Origin of the sequence: Cellulosimicrobium marinum (assembly GCF_020551945.1) — a bacterium.
Lineage (GTDB): Bacteria > Actinomycetota > Actinomycetes > Actinomycetales > Cellulomonadaceae > Cellulosimicrobium > Cellulosimicrobium marinum.
In genome coordinates, this window is record NZ_JAJBZH010000002.1 from 219,445 (window position 1) to 236,327 (window position 16,883).

Below are 16,883 nucleotides of genomic sequence, written 5' to 3' on the forward strand. Positions count from 1 at the left end.
TCCTGCCGTGGCCGACGAGGATGCGGGCAAGAGCGACCGGACCCTGCGCGAGACCGTGACGGTGGTGCTGCTCTCCGTCACCGCGGTGCTCACCGCGTGGAGCGGGTTCGAAGCGAGCAAGTGGGGCGGCGAGATGTCGATCGCCTTCTCGCGCGCGTCGACCCAGCGCATCGAGGCGTCCACGCAGGCGACCCACGCCGACGCCGCGCGCGCCGTCGACCTCCAGGTCTTCAGCCTCTGGCTCGAGGCCTACGCCACCGAGGACGCGGTGCTCGAGGAGTTCGCGCGCACGCGGTTCACCGATCACTTCGAGCCCGCCTTCGACGAGTGGCTCACGTCGCGACCGTTGCAGAACCCCGACGCCGCACCCAGCCCGTTCGCGCTCGAGAGCTACGTCCCGCCCGGTACCGTCGAGGCGGCCGAGGCCGACGCGCGCGCCGACGAGCTCTTCGAGCAGGCGCTCGTCAACAACCAGCGCGGCGACAACTACACGCTCATGACCGTGCTCTTCGCCCTCGTCCTGTTCTTCGGGGCGTTCTCCGGACGGTTCCGGTCCGGTCCGGCCTCATGGGGGATGCTCGGTACGGGATCGGTGCTGCTCGTCGTCGGCATCGGCTTCCTCCTGGCGTTCCCCAAGATCATCTGACGACGCCCGACGCCCGATCCACGAGGAGGTGCCGTGCCTCGATCAGCGCGGTCCAGGTCGTGGCAGGTCTGGGCGGTCCCCGTGGGCGCGGTCGCGGCGCTCTGCCTCGGGCTCGTCGGTCTCGTGTCCTGGGCGCAACGGATCCGCGGGACCGACGGCGTGGTCCTGCTGACCGGCGCCGAGCCGTTCGTCGGCCACTGGGACGTGCGGGTCGGTGCCGGCACGGTCGTGGCGGCCGTCGTCGCCGCCGCGGTCGTCGCCGTCGGCCCACGCCTCGCGACGACCCTGCGCTGGCCGGTCCTGCTCGCCGTGGGCGGCACGACGGCGCTCGCCTACACCGTGGCCCTCGGCGCGCTGACGTCCTGGCAGCAGCTCGCCGCACCGATGCGCAGCCGTCACGAGTACCTCCCCGTCGTGCCCGACGCCGCGGCCGACCCCGCCGCGTTCGTCGCCACGTTCACCGAGCGGATCGGCGACTACCCGATCCACGTGCGCGGCCACCCGCCGGGCTTCGTGCTGGTCCTCGCGGCGCTCGACCGGGTCGGGCTCGGCGGGCCGGGGTGGGCGACCGCGCTCGTCGTGGTCACCGGGGCGAGCGCCGTCGTCGCCGTCGCCGTCACGCTCGCCCGGCTCGGGGGCTCCGCGGGCGAGCGCACCGCCCGGCACGCGCTGCCCGCCGTCGTCCTCGCCCCGGCCGCCCTGTGGGTCGCGACCTCCGCCGACGCGTTCTTCGCCGCCGTCCTCGCCTGGGGGGTCGCGGCGCTCGCGGTCGCGTCGACGACGCCGCGCGCCGGGGTGCGCTGGACGGCCGCCGTCGTGGCGGGCCTCCTCCTCGGCGCGTGCCCGTTCCTGTCCTACGGCCTCCTCCACATGGGCGTCGTCGCGCTCGTCGTGCCCTGGGCCACCCGCCGCTGGGGGCCGACGGCGCTCGCGGCCGGGGTCGTCGTCGCCACGGTCGTCGCGTGGGCGGCGGCGGGCTTCTGGCTGCTCGACGGGATCGCGGCGACGCGCGAGCAGTGGGCGGCGGGGTCGGGGACCGGGCGCCCGTACCTCTACTTCCTCCTGGCCGACGTCGTCCTGCTGGGTGTGCTCGTCGGCCCCGCCGGGACGGGCGGGCTGGCGCGCGTCGGCCGGCTCGACCGGGCGGGTCGGGCGCTCGTGCTCGTCGCGGCGGCGTCGGCGCTGCTCGGGGCGCTCAGCGGGTTCGAGCGCGGGGAGGTCGAACGGATCTGGCTGCCGCTCGCGTGCTGGGTCGCGCCGGCCGCCGCCGCGCTCGTCGACCCGCGCCGACCCGCCGCGTGGCGGTGGTGGCTCGTCGCGCAGGCCGCCGCGACCCTGGTCCTCGCGACGGTCCTGCGCTCGCCCTGGTGACCGCTGAGTGCATGACATAGTCGCGCGAACCGGGGTGGAGCGCGACTATTTCATGCACTCAGCGGGTGCCGGTGAGGCGGCGCACGGCGCCGAGGACGTCGACGTCGTCGTGCGGCTCGGTGTCGAGCGCGCGGTGGATCGTCATGCCCTCGATGAACGCGTCGAGGACGCGGCACGTCGCCGCGTCGAAGTGGCGGCCGAGCGCGACGCGGCTGCGCCGCATCCAGTCGTTCGTCAGCGTGCGGTACGCGGGCTCGCGCGCCGCGAGCGTGTAGAGCTCGTGGGACAGCACGAGGTCGCGCTGCGTGGCGAACACGTCGTGCGTGATGAGCTGCGCGACGGCCTGCACGGCCTCCTCCGGGTCGCGGGCCGCGGCCATGCGGCGCTCGAACTGCGCGGCCGCGTCGCGCGCGAACCGGCCGAACGCCTCGCGCAGCAGCTCGTCCATCCCGGAGAAGTGGTAGGTCATCGAGCCGAGGGGCACGTCGGCCGCGGCGGCGACGCGCCGGTGCGAGGTCCCGGCGACGCCGTGCTCCGCGACGACGTCGAGGCAGGCCGCGACGATCCGGTCCCGCCGTGCGGGGTCGTGACGCCGCGCACGCGGCCGGGTGGCCCCCGGCGCCGCGCGCGGCGAGCCTGCGGGGGCGCTCGGGTCGCTGGACGCGGTCGGGTCGGCGGGCACGGTCAGATGTTCTCGCGGATCACCCGGGCGGGGTTGCCGACGGCCACGACGTTCGCCGGGAGGTCGCGGGTCACGACGGAGCCGGCCCCGACCACGGTGTTGTCGCCGATGGTCACGCCGGGGCAGACGATCACGCCGCCGCCGAGCCACACGTTGTCGCCGAGGGTGATGGGCTCGGCCGCCTCCAGCTTGTCGCGCCGGGGCTGCGGGTCGACGGGGTGGGTGGGCGTGAGGAGCTGGACGTTCGGGCCGAGGAGGCAGTCGTCGCCGATCGTGATGGCGGCGACGTCGAGCGCGGTGAGCCCGGAGTTGACGAACGTCCGCGCACCGAGGTGGACGTTGTGGCCGAAGTCCACGAAGAGGGGCGGCTTGACCGACGCCTCCTCGCCGAGCGAGCCGAGGAGGTCGGTGAGGATCGCGCGCGAGGCGTCCTCGTCGCCGTCGAGCACGGCCCGGTGGTAGGCGTCGACGAGGCGCATGCCGCGCTGGACGCCGCGCGTGATCTCCGGGTCGTCGGCGACGTACAGGTCGCCGGCGGCCATGCGCTCGTAGCTGGTCCGGTCGTCCCCGGCGAAGTAGTCGGTGGTCACGGGCGGGTCTCCTCGGGCTCGGGGGTTCGGGTGCGCGCGGGCGCGCCCGCGGCGTCGGTGGGCGGGGCGGTCGGGGCGGGCGGGCGGCGTCGGGCGAGGACCCCGGAGAGCAGCACGACGACGACCCCGGCGGCGGGCAGCACGAGGAGCCCGGCGCGCAGGCTCGACGCGTCGGCGACGAGGCCGACGAGGGGCGGGGACGCGAGGAAGCCGAGCCGCATGAGCCAGGACACGAGCGTGAGGCCGGTGCCGGGGCGCAGCCCGGGGAGCTCGTCGGCCTGCTGCATGGCGGCGGGGACGAGCGTCGCGGTGCCGAACCCGGCGGCGGCGAACCCGGCGATCGTGCCCGGCACGCTGGGGAACGCGAGCGCGAGCCCCGTGCCCACGGCGATGAGCAGGCCCCCGGCGCGCGCGACGGCGCGCTGCCCGAACCGGTCGACCATGCGGTCCCCGACGAGCCGCCCGACGAACTGCGCGCCCACGAGCGCGACGAACCCGAACGCCGCGAGCTCGGCCGCGGCGCCGAGCGCGGGGCCCGCGAGGTAGACCGCGGCCCACGTGCTGCCCGCGTCCTCGACGAGCGCGCCGGAGACGGCGACGAGGACGAGCGCGCCGAGCATCAGGCCGGTCCGGGCCGTGAACCGGGGACGGGCGGAGGGCGCGGGGGCCGCAGGGGCGGGGGACGCGCCGTCGGGCACCGCGCCGTCGGGGAGGTGCTCGGGCGTGTCCGTGTCCGGGCCGGGCAGGCACCAGCGCAGCGCGAGGAGCGCGACGGCGGAGAACAGCACCCCGGTGGTCGCGAGGTGCACGCCGAGGGGGATGCGGAGCGCGATGGCCGCGGCGGCCATGAGCCCGCCCGTGACCGCCCCGACGGACCACACGGCGTGGAAGCCGTTGATGATCGAGCGGCCGTAGCGGCGCTGGACGCGCAGCCCGTGCGCGTTCTGCCCGACGTCGGTGAACGCGTCCATCGCGCCGCCGAGGAACAGGGCTGCGACGAGGAGCCCGAACGCGGGGGCGAGGCCGGCGAGGAGCACGCCGCCCGCGGTGAGGACCGTGCCGGCGACGGCGACGCGCGCGGACCCGAACCGGCGCAGGAGCGGCGCCGCCGCGAGCCCGGCCGCGATCGCGCCCGCGGGGAACGCCGCGACGGCGACGCCGTACCCCGCGTTGCCGAGGTCGAGCGCGGCCTTGATCTCGGGGTAGCGGGGCACCAGGTTCGCGAACAGCGCGCCGTTGGTGAAGAACAGCAGCGCGACGGCGGTGCGGGCGCGGCGGTCGGCGGTCGTCACGGCGCCCGGCGCGGAGATCATGCGTACGATCGTACACATGGTGGGAGCCCTGCCGTCAGCAGGCCGTCAGGTGCACCCCGACCGCCGCTCCCTAGGCTCAGGACGTGGACGCCACCGGTGACGCACGACCACGGGCACCGCGCCGCGAGGACTTCCGCTCGCACGTGCACGACCCGCGCGTCGTCGCGCGCGTCGGCGCCCTCCTCGGCGCGGCCGTCCTCGTCCTGTTCGTCACGGGCGTGCTCTCCCACCTCCACCAGCACCCCGTCCCCTGGCTGCCCTTCGGCCCCGACCCGGCGTGGGGCTACCGGCTCACTCAGGGCGTCCACGTCACCGTCGGCTTCGCGTGCGTCCCCCTCGTCCTCGCCAAGCTCTACGCCGCCTACCCGCGGCTCTTCGAGCGCCCTGCGCTGCGCGGGCCCCTCCACGCCGTCGAGCGCGCGTCCGTCGCGGTGCTCGTCGCCGCCACGACGTTCCAGGTCGTCACCGGCGTGCTCAACGTGTTCCAGGTGTACCCGTGGCGGTTCAGCTTCGTGGCCGTGCACTGGGCGACCGCGTGGGTCGTCGTCGGGTCGGTCGTCGTCCACGTGGGCGTGAAGCTGCCGACGATCGTCACCGCGCTGCGCGAGTCCGTGGCCGACGCGGGACCCGCTCGCGCCCCGGACGCCGCCCCCGACCCGCAGGCCGACGGGACGACGACGCGGCGCGGCTTCCTCGCCGCCGTCGCCGCCACGACCCTCGGCGTCGTCGCGCTCACCGTCGGGCAGACCGTCCGCCCGCTCGCGCCGTTCGCCGTGCTCGCGCCGCGTGACCCGCGCGCCGGGCCGCAGGGCCTGCCCGTGAACAAGACGGCACGCTCGGCCGGCGTCGAGGAGGCGGCGACGGACCCGGCGTGGCGCCTCGTGCTCGACGGCCCCGCCGGGGCGCGCGTGCTCTCCCGCGCGGACCTGCTCGCGGCCGGCCTCGTCACCGCGACCGTGCCGATCGCGTGCGTCGAGGGCTGGAGCGCGACGGCGACGTGGCAGGGCGTGCGCGTGCGCGACCTCGCGCGGCTCGTCGGCGGGACGGGCCGGGACGACGTCGACGTGGAGAGCCTGCAGCAGGGCGGCTCCTACCGGGCGTCCACGCTGCCCGCCGCCTACGTCGCCGCGGACGACACCCTCCTCGCGCTGCGCCTCGACGGGCAGGACCTCGACCTCGACCACGGCTTCCCCGCGCGCGTCGTCGCCCCGAACCGGCCGGGCGTGCTCCAGACGAAGTGGGTCGCACGCCTCGTCGTGCGTCCCGTCGGGGGCGTCGCATGAGCGGCGGCGCCGGCGACCCGCCGGCCACCGGGATGCGGGTCGCGCGGGCCGTCCTCGTCGCGGTGGGTGCCGTGCTCGTCGGGGTCGGCCTGTGGACGGCGTGGACGACGGTCCCGCGCGGCCAGTGGCCGTCCGCGCTCGTGTGGCTCGCGGGCGGTGTCGTCGTGCACGACGCCGTCCTCGCACCGCTCGCGGTCGCGCTCGGTGCGTGGGTGCTCCCGCGGGTGCCGCCGGTGTGGCGCGGGCCCCTGCGGGGCGGGCTGCTCGCCGCCGGGGCGCTCGCGGTGCTCTCCGTGGCGCTGGTGGCGGGCGCGGCGGACCGCCGGCACTGGTCGGTCGTGCCGCAGGACCCGGTCGCCGCGATCGCGACGGCGGTGCTCGCCGTCGTGGTCGGCGTCGTCGTGGGGGCGTTCGTCGCGGGAGCCCGCCCCTCCGACGAGTGAGGCACGTGCGGCCGAGAGGGGCACCTCGACGTGCATCCCTCGGCCGCAGGTGCGTCGCTCGTCAGTCGGTCGGGCGCAGCACGACGACGGTCCGCCCCGCCGCGGTCCACTCCTCCGCGGCGTCGAGCCCCGCCCCGGCGGCGACGCCCCGCAACGGGCGCGCGCCCAGCCGGGCCCAGGGCAGCGGTCTGCTGAGCCGGCCGTCGGCGGCGCGCAGCACGACGGGCGACGTGTCGCGCGCGTCGGGGTCCGGGTCGGTCTCGACGAGCACCGCGCCGTCGGGCCGCACGAGCTCGCGGCACCGGGCGAGGAGCGCCGCCGGGTCGCCGCCGATCCCGATGTTCCCGTCGGCGAGCAGCACCGTCGCCCAGCGACCCTCGCCCGGCAGGGCCGACTCGACGGCGCGGCGCAGCGCGACCGCACCCTGCGCGCGGGCCCGTGCGACGGCGCCCGGCGACACGTCGATGCCGAGGCACGCCACGCCGCGCCGCGCGAGCTCGGCGGCGAGCCGGCCCGGCCCGCAGCCCACGTCGAGCACCGGCCCCTCGCAGCGGGCGAGCAGCACGTCGTCCTCGGGCGTGGCGCGGGCCCCCCAGGTGCGCACGTCGAGGGGTCGTGCGCCCGCGCCGTCGAGCGCGACGACCGGCAGGCCGCCGAGCGCCGCCTCGTAGAGGGCGACCGGGCTGTGGCGGCGCGCGGGCGTCGTCGTCATCGCGCGGGCACCTCGCCGCGCACCGCACGCCACCGCGCGGCGAACCGTGTCCGGGGGGCCGACGCCGCGACGGCCGCCGCGTCGTCGGGCTCGTCGACGTCGCGCAGCACGGGCAGCAGACCCACGTCGAGGCCGTGCTCCCGCAGCCGCGCGAGCTGGGCGGCCCCGGTCGTCGGCGCAGACATCGGCACCCCGAGGAACAGGCCGGGGTCGGGTGCGCGCAGCCCGACGGCCCAGTACCCGCCGTCGTCGGCGAGGCCGAGCACCGCGTCGTGGCCGTGCAGGTCCACGGCGTCGAGCGCCGGCGCGAGCTGGGGCGTGTCCATGCCCACGAGGAGCACGGGCCACGCGCGGTCGGCGACGGCGTCGAACGCCCCGGCGATCCGGCGGTCGAGGCCGCCCGCCGCCTGGGGCAGCACGGTGAGGCCCGGCGGCAGCCACGGGCCGGGGGCGCCGTCGAGCACGAGCACGGCGTCGGCCGGGTGCGCGGCGACGGCGTCGAGCGTGTCGGCGAGCGTCGCGGCGGCGACGTCCGCGGCCTGCTCGGGCGTGAGCAGGGAGGTGAGGCGCGTCTTCACGCGGCCCGGCGCGGGCGCCTTCGCGAGCACGACGACGGTGCGCGGCGGCTCGACGGGCACGGGGCGGGCGCTCACGCGGCGAGCACCCGGCTCATGTCGCGCACGGCGTGCCAGGCGCCGAGCGGGGTGCCGGTCACCTTGGACCGCCCGACGCGGGGTCGGTAGGGCACGTCGACCTCGTGGACGCGCCACCCGGCGTCCGCGGCGGCGACGAGCATCTCGAGGGGGTAGCCGGAGCGTCGGTCGGCGAGGCCGAGCGCGAGGAGCGCGTCCCGGCGGGCGGCGCGCATCGGGCCGAGGTCGTGCACGACGACGCCGGTGCGGCGGCGGGTACGGCGCGCGAGCTCGCGGTTGGCGAGCCGCAGGTGCCACGGCCACGCACCGGGGGCGGGGCGGCGCCGACCGAGCACGAGGTCAGCGGTCCCGGCGGCGACGGGCCCGACGACGCGGGGCAGGTCGGCGGGGTCGAGGCTCGCGTCGGCGTCGCAGAACGCGACGAGGTCGGCGGTCGCGGCGCGCAGCCCGGCGTCGCAGGCGGCGCCGAACCCGCGGACGGGAGCGTCGACGACGAGGGCGCCGTGGGCGCGCGCCACGTCGGCGGAGGCGTCGGTGGAGCCGTTGTCGACGACGATCGCCCGGACGCCTGCGGGGACGCGCGGGAGGAGCCACGCGAGCCCGGCGGCCTCGTCGAGGCAGGGCAGCACGAGGTCGACGGTCGGCGCGGGGCGGGCGGTGCCCGGCGCGGGGTCGCTCATCCTCCGACGGTACGAGCGGGTCGCGGGCCTCGCCCCCGGCGCCGACCTGACGATCGCCTGACACGTCCCTGGCGGGGGGCCGGTCGGCGCTGGTTCGTCGCGGCGTCGGACCGTCGCCGCAGTACTGTGCAGGAATGAGCACGGTCGGCGCGGACGAGGGTGCGGCGCGCACCTCCAGGGTGCTCGTCGTGGACGACGACACGCTCACGGTCGCGAGCGTCGCGGCGCACGTGACGGCGGCGGGTCACGCCGCGCGCACGGCGACGGACGCGGTGGAGGGCGAGCGGGCGTGGCGCACGTGGCGCCCGGACGCGGTGGTCCTGGACGTGCGCCTGCCGGGGCGGTCCGGGCTGGACCTGCTCACGCGTCGTCGTGCGGACGGCGACGGGACGCCGGTGCTGCTCCTGTCGGGGCTGGGGTCGGTGGACGACCGGATCGGCGGCCTGGAGGTGGGGGCCGACGACTACGTGGTGAAGCCGTTCGACGCGCGCGAGCTCGTGCTGCGCGTCGAGGCGCTGCTGCGCCGCGGCCCGGGCCTGGTGGAGAACGCGCCGACGCGCGTGGTCGTGGGCGACCTCGTGGTCGACGCGACCGACCGCACGGCGTCGTACCACGGGCGGGTGGTGGCGCTGACGCCGCGCGAGTTCGCGCTGCTGCACTTCCTCGCGCGCCACCCGGGGCGGTCGTTCAGCCGGGCGGAGCTCCTGCGCCGGGTGTGGGGCTGGAGCTTCGGCGACGACTCGACGGTGATGGTGCACGTACGTCGGCTGCGCGCGAAGCTGGAGGACGACCCGTCCGACCCGTCGCTCGTCGTCAACCTGCGCGGCGCGGGGTACACGATCGGTGCGGCGGTGCCGAGCGAGGTGGGCCCGTGACCGAGATCGGGTTCATGCTGGCCGTGACCGTGGCGTGCTCGGTCGTGGTGGGGCTGCTGGGCGCGTGGGCGGTGCGTGCCGCGCGGCGCGTGTCGCTCGTCCTCGCGCTCGTGCTCGCGGCGCTCGTGCCGTTCCTCGCGGTGGTCCTCGCGCTGTCCGTGAACGTGTCGGCGATGTTCCTCTCGGAGCACGACGCCGGGGTGGTGCGCCTCGTCCTCGGGGCGTCGTCCGTCCTCGCGGTGGTGATCGCTCTCGTGCTGGGCCGCACGGTGGCCGACGACGCGCGGCAGGTCCGTGCCGCGGCCCGCCGGCTCGGGGACGCGGCGGGGGAGGGGGACGACGACGGGACCGGGGGCGCGGAGGGTCTCGGGGCGCGCGAGGAGGCCGCCCCGCCCGCCCCGGCGACGGCCGAGCTCGCGCACGTCGTCGCCGAGCTCGACGAGACGCGGCGGCGCCTCGACGCGTCCCGCGCGGCGGAGCGTGCGGCGCAGGCGGCCCGGCGTGAGGTCGTCGCGTTCGTCAGCCACGACCTGCGCTCCCCGCTCGCCGGGGTGCGGGCGGCGGCCGAGGGCCTGCGCGACGGCGTGTTCCCCGACCCGGCGACGCCTCTCGACGGGATCGTGGCCGCGACGGAGCGCATGTCCCGCATGATCGACGACCTCGCCGAGCTGGCCCGCAATGACCGGCCGCGCGACCCGGTCGCCGTGCAGCGGGTCGACGTCGCGCGCGTGCTCGACCGGGTCGCGGCGCACGCCCACCCCCTCGCCCGCTCCGTCGGGGTCGACCTGCGCGTCGAGGCGCAGCCCGGCGTCCTCGTCGCGGGCGACCCCGACGAGCTCGAGCGCGTCCTCGACAACCTCGTCGCGAACGCGGTCCGCGCGAGCGGTCGCGCGGACGCGCCGGTGCCCGCCGCGGTGACGGTCGAGGCGAGCGTCGTGGGCGGGGGGGCGCGCGTCGTCGTGCACGACACGTGCGGCGGCATCCCCGCCGACGCGCTGCCCCACCTCGTGGAGCCGGGGTTCCAGGCGGGCGACGGTGCGGACGGCTCCGACGGCCTCGGCCTCGCGTTCGTCGACCGGGTGCTGGACCGGCACGGCGGGACGCTCGACGTCGCGTCGTCGGGCGAGGGGTGCCGGGTCGAGGTGCGCCTGCCGTCGGCGGGCTGACGACCTCAGGTGGGCGGCGGGCGGTCGGCGACGACCTGCGCGAGCCCGTCGTCGACCGTGACGCGCGCCTGCCAGCCGAGCACCCGCGCGGCCTTCGCGCTCGACGCGGTGACGTGCCGGACGTCGCCCGCGCGCCACGCCCCCGTCACGACGGGGTCCGGTGCCCCGAGCAGGGCGGCGACCCGGCGGGCCACCTCGCCGACCGTCGTCACGACGCCCGACCCGACGTTGAACGCCTCCACCTGCCCGGGGGCCTGCGGCTGCTCGACGGCGGCCCGGACCGCGGCGGCGACGTCGTCCACGTGGACGAGGTCGCGGCGCTGGCCGCCGTCCTCGAAGACGCGCGGCGCCCGGCCGTGCTCCGCCTCGGACCGGAAGATCGACACGACGCCGGCGTACGGGGTGTCGCGCGGCATCCCGGGACCGTAGACGTTGTGGAAGCGCAGCGCCGTCGCGGTCGCCCCCGTCGCGCGGGCCCACGCGGCGAGCAGGTGCTCGCCGTGGGTCTTCGTCGCCGCGTACACGTTGCGGGGGTCGAACGGCGCGTCCTCGGTGACGAGGCCGGGTACGAGGACACGGCTGCAGGCGGGGCAGCGCGGGTCGAACACCCCGGCGTCCAGGTCGGCCGGGTCGCGCGGGGGAGCGGCCCGGGGCCCGTGCTCCGGGCAGGAGTAGGCGCCCTCGCCGTAGACGACCATCGAGCTCGCGTACACCACGTGCGGGGGCCGGGCGGTGGCCGCCGCACGCAGGAGCACGGCCGTGCCGAGGTCGTTCGACGACACGTAGTCCTCGACGTCGTCGATCCCGACGCCGAGCCCCACCTTCGCCGCCAGGTGCACCACGGCCTCGCACCCGTCGAGCGCCCCGGCGACCGCGTCGCCGTCGCGCACGTCCGCGTGCAGCAGCCGGACCCCGTCGGGTGGCGTCGCGGCGCGCGCGCCGGTGTCCGGGCGGCCGTGGACGTCGGGCCGCAGCGAGTCCAGGACCACGACGTCGTTCCCGGCGGACACCAGGGAGCGGACCGTCGCGGAGCCGATGAACCCCGCCCCGCCCGTCACGAGGATGCGCATCCCCCCAGCATCCCCGGCGGCCGCACGCGACGCAGCAGGTCGCGGCCGGGCGGACCTGACCGCTCCCTGACGACCGCACCTCTCCGTCCGCGCCGGGCGGGCGCGGTCGCCCCGGGCCGGGCTAGCGTGGCGCCGTGACCGACGCGACCGCGCCCGTGGGGATCCTCTGCGGATCCGGCCTGTACTCGCTGCTCGACGACCCGGAGCCGGTCGCGGTGACGACGCCGTTCGGCGACCCGTCCGACCCGCCCAGCCGCGGCACGTTCGCCGGGCGGCCGGTCGTGTTCCTGCCGCGCCACGGCGCGGACCACCGGTTCCCGCCGCACCGCGTCAACTACCGGGCGAACCTGTGGGCGCTGCGCGCGCTCGGGGTGCGCCAGGTCGTCGCGGCGTCCGCCGTGGGCGGCCTGCGGGCCGAGCTGGGCGCGGGGACCGTCGTCGTGCCCGACCAGGTCGTGGACCGCACGTGGGGCCGCGAGCACACGGTGTACGACGCCGCGGGGACCGTCGTGCACGTGCCGTTCGCCGACCCGTACTGCCCGCGGGGTCGCGCGGTCGCGGTGCGTGCCGCGCAGGCCGGGCCGCTGCCCGCGGTGGACGGCGGCACGATGGTCGTCATCCAGGGGCCGCGGTTCTCCAGCCGTGCGGAGTCGCGCCGCAACGCGGCGGAGGGCGGGAGCGTCGTCGGCATGACGGGCATGCCGGAGGCGGCGATCGCCCGCGAGCTCGCGCTCTGCTACACGACCCTCGCGCTCGTGACCGACGCGGACGCGGGGGTCGAGGGCGGCGAGTCCGTCACGCACGCCGCCGTCCTGGAGACGTTCGCGCGCAACGTCACCGCGCTGACGGGCGTGCTGCGCGCAGTCGTCGCCGACCTCCCGGCCGACGACGACTGCGCGTGCCGTCACGTCCTCGACGGGCTCGACCTGCCGTTCACGCTGCCCTGACGAGGGCTCGGTCAGGTCTCGGTCAGGGGGGTCGGTCAGGGGGTCGGTCGGGTCGCGGTCGAGCGGACGAAGGCGACGAGCGTGTCGGCCATCGCGGCGGGGTCCCACGAGTGGAACTCGCCCTCGACCTCGCGGACCTCGGTACGAGGCACGACGGCGGCGATCTTCTCCGCCGCTGCCGGCATCACGGGGAACGTCGACGTCCCGTACACGGCGAGGACGGGCACGTCGACGCTCGCGAGGGAGCCGTCCTCGACCGCGGCCGTCGCCCACACGAGCGACTGCCCGTCCGCGCGCTGGCTGCGCGAGCGACGGGCCTGCTCCGCGAAGTCGGGGGCCCGGCGCATCTCCTCCAGCCACACGGGCGGCATGTCGACCATGTACTGCTCCGTCGCGCCGACGAAGTCCTCCGCGTCGAGGCGGCGCTCGAACTCGTCGATCCACGCCTTCGTCGCGGCGGCGTCGTCGCCCAGCGGCGTCTCCCACAGGACGAGCCCCGTCACGGGCAGGCCCGCGTGCACCGCGGCGAGCGCGATCGAGCACCCGGACGAGTGCCCGCACAGCACCGCCCCGCGGCCCGTCCCACCGTCCGCGACGGCGATCGCCGCGGCGACGGCCGCGAGCTCGCGCTCCAGGTCGAGCACGCCGTCGGCAGGGCTCTCGCCGCGCCCCAGGCGGTCGAACACGACGGCGCGCACGCCGTGCTCGGCGACGCGACGCGCTGTCTCGGTGGTCACCGGGTCGACCGCCCGGAACGGCCCGGCGCCCGCGACGAACACCAGCCCCGGCCGGTCGCCGTGGGGGTGGTCAGCGTGCGGGTGGTCGCCGTGCAGGTCGTAGGCGACGGTGTCGCCGCGGCTCGTCGTCGTGCGTTCGGTCATGGTGCTCCTCCGGTGCCGGGGTCGACGTCGTCGACGGGTCGTGCGGGTGGACCGTGCGACCGCCACGGACTCATCGGCCGCCGCGCGGTCCGCGGTGCGAGGCGCCATGATCGAGGGCGAGACGGCCCGGGGAAGGGCCGCACGGCCGGGAGGAGGACCGGGTGAGCGTGCCCGACGACGACCGGCTCGTCCGCGCGGGACGCCGCGCCTGGGCGGTGGTCGGCCTCGTGCTCGTCGCTGCCCTCGCGTACGCGGCCTTCTCCGCGCTCTCCGGCCTCGTCGTCCCGCTCGTGCTCGCCGCGGTGCTCGGCGTGCTGCTGCACCCTCTCGTCGACCGCCTTCACGGGGTCGGCGTCGCCCGCGGCGTCGGGGCCGGGCTCGTGCTGCTGGGCCTCGCGGCGCTCGTCGTGCTCGCCGTGTGGGTCACGGTCGTCGGGGTGATCGACCAGTGGGACGAGATCGCCGCACGGGTCTCCACCGGGCTGGCCGAGGTGGACGAGCGCGTCGACGTCGACCTGTCCGCGCTGCGACTCTCGCCGGACGACGTCACCTCCGGGTCGTCCACCGCCCTCGGCGGCGTCGCGGGCCTCTTCGGCAGCGTGTTCTCCAGCGTCGCGGCGTTCGTCGTCGGCACCGGCGTCGCGGTGTTCTTCCTCTACTACATGCTCGCGGACTGGGCCCGCATCGAGCGGGCCGTGTCCCGGTACACGCGCGTCGGGCGCACGTCCGGGCGCGTCGTGCTCGGCGAGGCCACCACGACGCTCGGCCGGTACTTCGGCGCCCTCACCGCGTCGAGCGCGCTCACCGCCGTCGTGATCGGCGTCGCCGCGGCCCTGCTCGACGTGCCCCTCGCGTTCTCCATCGCGCTCGTGACGTTCGTGACGTCGTACGTGCCCTACCTCGGGGCGATCTTCTCCGGCGCGTTCGCCGTCCTCGTCGCCCTCGGGGCGCAGGGCCCCGCGGCGGCGCTGTGGCTGCTCGTCGTGATCCTCGCCGTCCAGAGCGTCCTGCAGACCCTCGTCCTCACCAAGCTGTCGAGCGACCGCCTGCGGCTGCACCCCATCGTCAACCTCTCCTCCACCATCGTCGGCGCCGCGCTTGCCGGGGTGCTCGGCGCCATGCTCTCCGCACCCGTCGCCGTCATGGTGCGCGACGTCGCGGGCCACCTCGGCGAGAACCCCTCGCGCGGTGGTGCGCCCGACCTCGTGCCCGGGACCGGGCCCGAGGCGTCGTCCGACCCGGCGCCCGGCGCGGGCGCCCCCTAGGCTCGGGGCATGGACCTCGAGGAACGTCTGGCCGTCTTCATCGACTACGAGAACCTCGCGCTCGGTGCGCGCGAGCACCTGGGCGGGATGGCGTTCGACTTCGGGCCGATCGCGGACGCGCTCGCGGCGCGCGGTCGTGTCGTGGTGCGGCGGGCGTACGCGGACTGGTCGTACTTCGACGAGGACCGGCGCTCGCTCACGCGCCACCAGGTCGAGCTCATCGAGATGCCGCAGCGCATGGGCGCGTCGCGCAAGAACGCGGCCGACATCAAGATGGTGGTCGACGCGATCGAGATGGCGTTCGAGCGCGACTACATCTCCACGTTCGTCATGTGCACGGGGGACTCGGACTTCTCCCCGCTCGTCCACAAGCTGCGCGAGCTGAACAAGCGCGTCATCGGGGTGGGCGTCGAGAAGTCGACGTCCCGCCTCCTGCCGCCCGCGTGCGACGAGTTCCTCTTCTACGACCGCCTCGAAGGGGTCGACGTCCCCGACGAGCCCGAGGGTGGCCGCGCCCCCTCCCGGCGCGGGTCCGGGCGCTCCTCGACCACCGGCACGGGCAACGGCCGGGGCGGGCGCAAGCGCGCGACGTCGGGCACCGGCACGACGACCCCGGCGCCGAGCCGCGAGGAGTCCGCCCGGGCGGCCGCCGCCGCGCTCGTCGGCGGCGGCGTCGAGCTCCCCACGGCCGACGCGCCCGCGACGGCACCCGACGACGCCGAGGCCGCCGTGCCCGTGACGACCTCCGCCGGCGCCGACGTCGCCGACACCCCGGACACCCCGGACACCCCGGACGACGACGCGCCCGCCGGCGAGGACCAGCCGATGGAGGTCCGGGTCGCGCAGACCCTCGCGGACCTCGCCTCCTCGACCGGCGGCGCCGTCACCGCCTCCGTGCTCAAGCGCACCCTGCTGCGCAAGGACCCCACGTTCAGCGAGGCCGACTACGGCTTCCGCACCTTCGGCGAGTTCCTGCGGTTCCTCGCCGACCGCGGGTTCGTCGAGCTCGCCGCCGGCCCCGCGACGGGCGACCCCGAGGTGTCCCTGCCCGAGCAGGGCGACACCGGCTCCGCGTTCGAGCTCGTGCGGTCCGTCGTCCAGGAGGAGGGCGGGTCGACCGTGCTGTCCGGGCTGAAGAACGCCATCCGCAAGAAGCGGCCCGACTTCAGCGAGAAGGCCCTCGGGTACCGCGGGTTCCTCCAGTTCTGCAAGGCCGCGCAGACCGCCGGCGCCGTCGACCTCGCGTGGGACGACGACGCCGACGACTACGTGGTGACCGCTGCCTGAGCGTCCTCGGCCCGCGAGCCCGGCAGCCCTCCGCCGTCCGCGCGCTGTCCGGTCGACCACGCGCGCGGTGACACGCCGAGCCGTCGGCTGAAGGCCCGGGAGAACGCGGCGGGAGTCGCGTAGCCCAGGTCGGCGGCCGTCCGGTTCACCGGGTCCCCGGCGCGCAGGCGGTCCTGCGCGACCGTCAGCCGCCAGTGCGTGACGTAGTCCGCGGGCGACTGCCCGACGACGTCGCGGAACCTCGCGGCGAACGCGCTGCGGGACAGGTGGGCCGCGCGCGCCATCGTCTCCAGCGTCCACGGGTCGCCGGGGCGCTCGTGCACGGCGACCAGGGTCGGGGCGAGCCGTTCGTCGGCGAGGCCGGGGAGGAGCCCGGGCGGCAGGGCGAGATCGTCCGCCCGGTCGAGGATCCAGCGGAAGAGCTGGACGAGGACGACCTCGAACAGCCTGTCGGCGACGATGCGACGCCCGCACCGGACGTCGTCGACCTCGGCGAGGAGCAGGTCGAGGACGGGCCCGAGGCTCGGGACGTCGTCGAGCGGGAGCGCGAGGACGGGCGGCAGCGTGCGCAGGAGGGGGTGGGTCGCCCCGTTCTCGACGTCGACCGTGGCGCACGTGAGGTCGGCACCCTCCGTCGTCACGCTGCGGAACGAGTGCTCGAGAGGTCGTGGGTAGAAGACCAGGCTCGGCCGGTCCACGGTGCGGCGGACCACCCGGCCTCCGGGCGCGACGTGACTCACCTCCAGCTCACCGTGCCGGAGCACGTGCAGGAACCCGCGCCCGGGACGGGCGTCGTACGTGGTGGTCGCGCACAGAGGGCCCGAGTGGACCAGGTGCGTTCGCACGCGGAACCGCTCGAGCAGGTGCGAGAGTCGGTCGATCGTGGCCATCCACCGATCCTTCCAGACGATGGGGCATGTTCGGTGGACGATTCGTTCCCATCCGTACGGATCCGGCCGCCAGGATGGAGGGCGTCGGCCGGGCTCGACCCGGCCGCCCGACCCGCACCAGCCCTTCCA

18 protein-coding genes are annotated in these 16,883 nt (G+C 76.7%); 9 read left to right on the forward strand and 9 right to left on the reverse strand.

Annotation, left to right across the window (positions count from 1 at the left end):
• The first annotated feature begins 7 nt into the window (after positions 1–7).
• Positions 8–646, forward strand: a complete 639-nt coding sequence (locus LGQ04_RS04840; protein ID WP_229242571.1) for a hypothetical protein — start codon at positions 8–10, stop codon at positions 644–646.
• A gap of 33 nt (positions 647–679) precedes the next feature.
• Positions 680–2,017 carry a hypothetical protein gene (locus LGQ04_RS04845; RefSeq protein ID WP_229242572.1) on the forward strand — a complete coding sequence of 446 codons (1,338 nt, stop codon included), beginning with the start codon at positions 680–682 and terminating at the stop codon, positions 2,015–2,017.
• A 58-nt stretch (positions 2,018–2,075) separates the two neighbouring features.
• Here LGQ04_RS04845 and LGQ04_RS04850 read toward each other — a convergent pair whose 3' ends face one another.
• From LGQ04_RS04850 to LGQ04_RS04860, 3 genes are read right to left on the reverse strand one after another with little or no spacing between them, the layout of a single operon-like run.
• The gene (locus LGQ04_RS04850; RefSeq protein WP_308016348.1) at positions 2,076–2,699 is read right to left on the reverse strand and encodes a TetR/AcrR family transcriptional regulator; all 624 of its coding nucleotides are present in this window, start codon (positions 2,697–2,699) and stop codon (positions 2,076–2,078) included.
• 2 nt (positions 2,700–2,701) lie between these two features.
• A complete protein-coding gene (locus LGQ04_RS04855) occupies positions 2,702–3,289 on the reverse strand; it encodes a sugar O-acetyltransferase (RefSeq protein ID WP_229242573.1) in 588 nt (195 codons plus the stop codon).
• A complete protein-coding gene (locus LGQ04_RS04860) occupies positions 3,286–4,602 on the reverse strand; it encodes an MFS transporter (RefSeq protein ID WP_229242574.1) in 1,317 nt (438 codons plus the stop codon). The genes LGQ04_RS04855 and LGQ04_RS04860 overlap by 4 nt, the downstream gene beginning before the upstream one ends.
• An 83-nt stretch (positions 4,603–4,685) precedes the next feature.
• On the opposite strand from LGQ04_RS04860, the gene LGQ04_RS17645 reads away from it, so the two are divergent.
• On the forward strand, positions 4,686–5,885 hold the full coding sequence (locus tag LGQ04_RS17645) for a molybdopterin-dependent oxidoreductase (protein ID WP_229242575.1): 1,200 nt from the start codon (positions 4,686–4,688) through the stop codon (positions 5,883–5,885).
• Positions 5,882–6,328, forward strand: coding sequence for a hypothetical protein (locus LGQ04_RS04870; RefSeq protein ID WP_229242576.1), 447 nt, complete (start codon positions 5,882–5,884; stop codon positions 6,326–6,328). The genes LGQ04_RS17645 and LGQ04_RS04870 overlap by 4 nt, the downstream gene beginning before the upstream one ends.
• A gap of 61 nt (positions 6,329–6,389) precedes the next feature.
• Here the strand turns inward: LGQ04_RS04870 and LGQ04_RS04875 are convergent, their stop codons facing one another.
• The 3 genes from LGQ04_RS04875 to LGQ04_RS04885 are packed head-to-tail and all read right to left on the reverse strand — an operon-like array spanning position 6,390 to position 8,373.
• Complete coding sequence (locus LGQ04_RS04875; RefSeq protein ID WP_229242577.1) at positions 6,390–7,040, reverse strand: class I SAM-dependent methyltransferase; 651 nt, start codon at positions 7,038–7,040, stop codon at positions 6,390–6,392.
• A complete protein-coding gene (locus LGQ04_RS04880; RefSeq protein WP_229242578.1) occupies positions 7,037–7,693 on the reverse strand; it encodes a TIGR04282 family arsenosugar biosynthesis glycosyltransferase in 657 nt (218 codons plus the stop codon). The genes LGQ04_RS04875 and LGQ04_RS04880 overlap by 4 nt, the downstream gene beginning before the upstream one ends.
• Positions 7,690–8,373: a glycosyltransferase family 2 protein gene (locus LGQ04_RS04885; protein WP_229242579.1), complete on the reverse strand. Its 684-nt coding sequence runs from the start codon at positions 8,371–8,373 to the stop codon at positions 7,690–7,692. Before LGQ04_RS04885 ends, LGQ04_RS04880 begins: the two co-directional genes overlap by 4 nt.
• A gap of 134 nt (positions 8,374–8,507) precedes the next feature.
• Here LGQ04_RS04885 and LGQ04_RS04890 point away from each other — a divergent pair, with 134 nt between their 5' ends.
• Both LGQ04_RS04890 and LGQ04_RS04895 read left to right on the forward strand, forming a co-directional pair.
• Entirely contained in the window at positions 8,508–9,248 is a 741-nt protein-coding gene (locus LGQ04_RS04890; RefSeq protein WP_229242580.1) for a response regulator transcription factor, read from the forward strand.
• Positions 9,245–10,414, forward strand: a complete 1,170-nt coding sequence (locus LGQ04_RS04895; protein WP_229242581.1) for a sensor histidine kinase — start codon at positions 9,245–9,247, stop codon at positions 10,412–10,414. The genes LGQ04_RS04890 and LGQ04_RS04895 overlap by 4 nt, the downstream gene beginning before the upstream one ends.
• A gap of 5 nt (positions 10,415–10,419) precedes the next feature.
• Here the strand turns inward: LGQ04_RS04895 and LGQ04_RS04900 are convergent, their stop codons facing one another.
• Positions 10,420–11,484, reverse strand: coding sequence for an NAD-dependent epimerase/dehydratase family protein (locus LGQ04_RS04900; protein WP_229242582.1), 1,065 nt, complete (start codon positions 11,482–11,484; stop codon positions 10,420–10,422).
• Between the two features lie 134 nt (positions 11,485–11,618).
• Between LGQ04_RS04900 and LGQ04_RS04905 the strand changes: the two genes are divergently transcribed.
• Complete coding sequence (locus tag LGQ04_RS04905) at positions 11,619–12,431, forward strand: S-methyl-5'-thioadenosine phosphorylase (RefSeq protein WP_229242583.1); 813 nt, start codon at positions 11,619–11,621, stop codon at positions 12,429–12,431.
• Between the two features lie 35 nt (positions 12,432–12,466).
• Here LGQ04_RS04905 and LGQ04_RS04910 read toward each other — a convergent pair whose 3' ends face one another.
• Positions 12,467–13,312 (reverse strand): alpha/beta fold hydrolase, encoded by an 846-nt coding sequence (locus LGQ04_RS04910; protein WP_229242584.1) that lies wholly within the window; start codon positions 13,310–13,312, stop codon positions 12,467–12,469.
• A gap of 161 nt (positions 13,313–13,473) precedes the next feature.
• Here LGQ04_RS04910 and LGQ04_RS04915 point away from each other — a divergent pair, with 161 nt between their 5' ends.
• Both LGQ04_RS04915 and LGQ04_RS04920 read left to right on the forward strand, forming a co-directional pair.
• A complete protein-coding gene (locus tag LGQ04_RS04915) occupies positions 13,474–14,577 on the forward strand; it encodes an AI-2E family transporter (RefSeq protein WP_229242585.1) in 1,104 nt (367 codons plus the stop codon).
• A 9-nt stretch (positions 14,578–14,586) separates the two neighbouring features.
• Positions 14,587–15,864 carry a PIN domain-containing protein gene (locus LGQ04_RS04920; protein ID WP_229242586.1) on the forward strand — a complete coding sequence of 426 codons (1,278 nt, stop codon included), beginning with the start codon at positions 14,587–14,589 and terminating at the stop codon, positions 15,862–15,864.
• On the opposite strand, the gene LGQ04_RS04925 is transcribed toward LGQ04_RS04920, so the two are convergent.
• Positions 15,843–16,754 (reverse strand): AraC family transcriptional regulator, encoded by a 912-nt coding sequence (locus LGQ04_RS04925; protein ID WP_229242587.1) that lies wholly within the window; start codon positions 16,752–16,754, stop codon positions 15,843–15,845. The two genes, LGQ04_RS04920 and LGQ04_RS04925, sit on opposite strands and share 22 nt — an antisense overlap.
• Positions 16,755–16,883: the final 129 nt, after the last annotated feature.

Coding starts and splice junctions, on each gene's coding strand:
- LGQ04_RS04890 (WP_229242580.1), top strand. CDS start 8,508: ATGAGCACGGTCGGCGCGGACGAGGGTGCGGCGCGCACCTCCAGGGTG.
- LGQ04_RS04875 (WP_229242577.1), bottom strand. CDS start 7,040: ATGACGACGACGCCCGCGCGCCGCCACAGCCCGGTCGCCCTCTACGAG.
- LGQ04_RS04910 (WP_229242584.1), bottom strand. CDS start 13,312: ATGACCGAACGCACGACGACGAGCCGCGGCGACACCGTCGCCTACGAC.
- LGQ04_RS04920 (WP_229242586.1), top strand. CDS start 14,587: ATGGACCTCGAGGAACGTCTGGCCGTCTTCATCGACTACGAGAACCTC.
- LGQ04_RS04885 (WP_229242579.1), bottom strand. CDS start 8,373: ATGAGCGACCCCGCGCCGGGCACCGCCCGCCCCGCGCCGACCGTCGAC.
- LGQ04_RS04925 (WP_229242587.1), bottom strand. CDS start 16,754: ATGGCCACGATCGACCGACTCTCGCACCTGCTCGAGCGGTTCCGCGTG.
- LGQ04_RS04900 (WP_229242582.1), bottom strand. CDS start 11,484: ATGCGCATCCTCGTGACGGGCGGGGCGGGGTTCATCGGCTCCGCGACG.
- LGQ04_RS04860 (WP_229242574.1), bottom strand. CDS start 4,602: ATGATCTCCGCGCCGGGCGCCGTGACGACCGCCGACCGCCGCGCCCGC.
- LGQ04_RS04870 (WP_229242576.1), top strand. CDS start 5,882: ATGAGCGGCGGCGCCGGCGACCCGCCGGCCACCGGGATGCGGGTCGCG.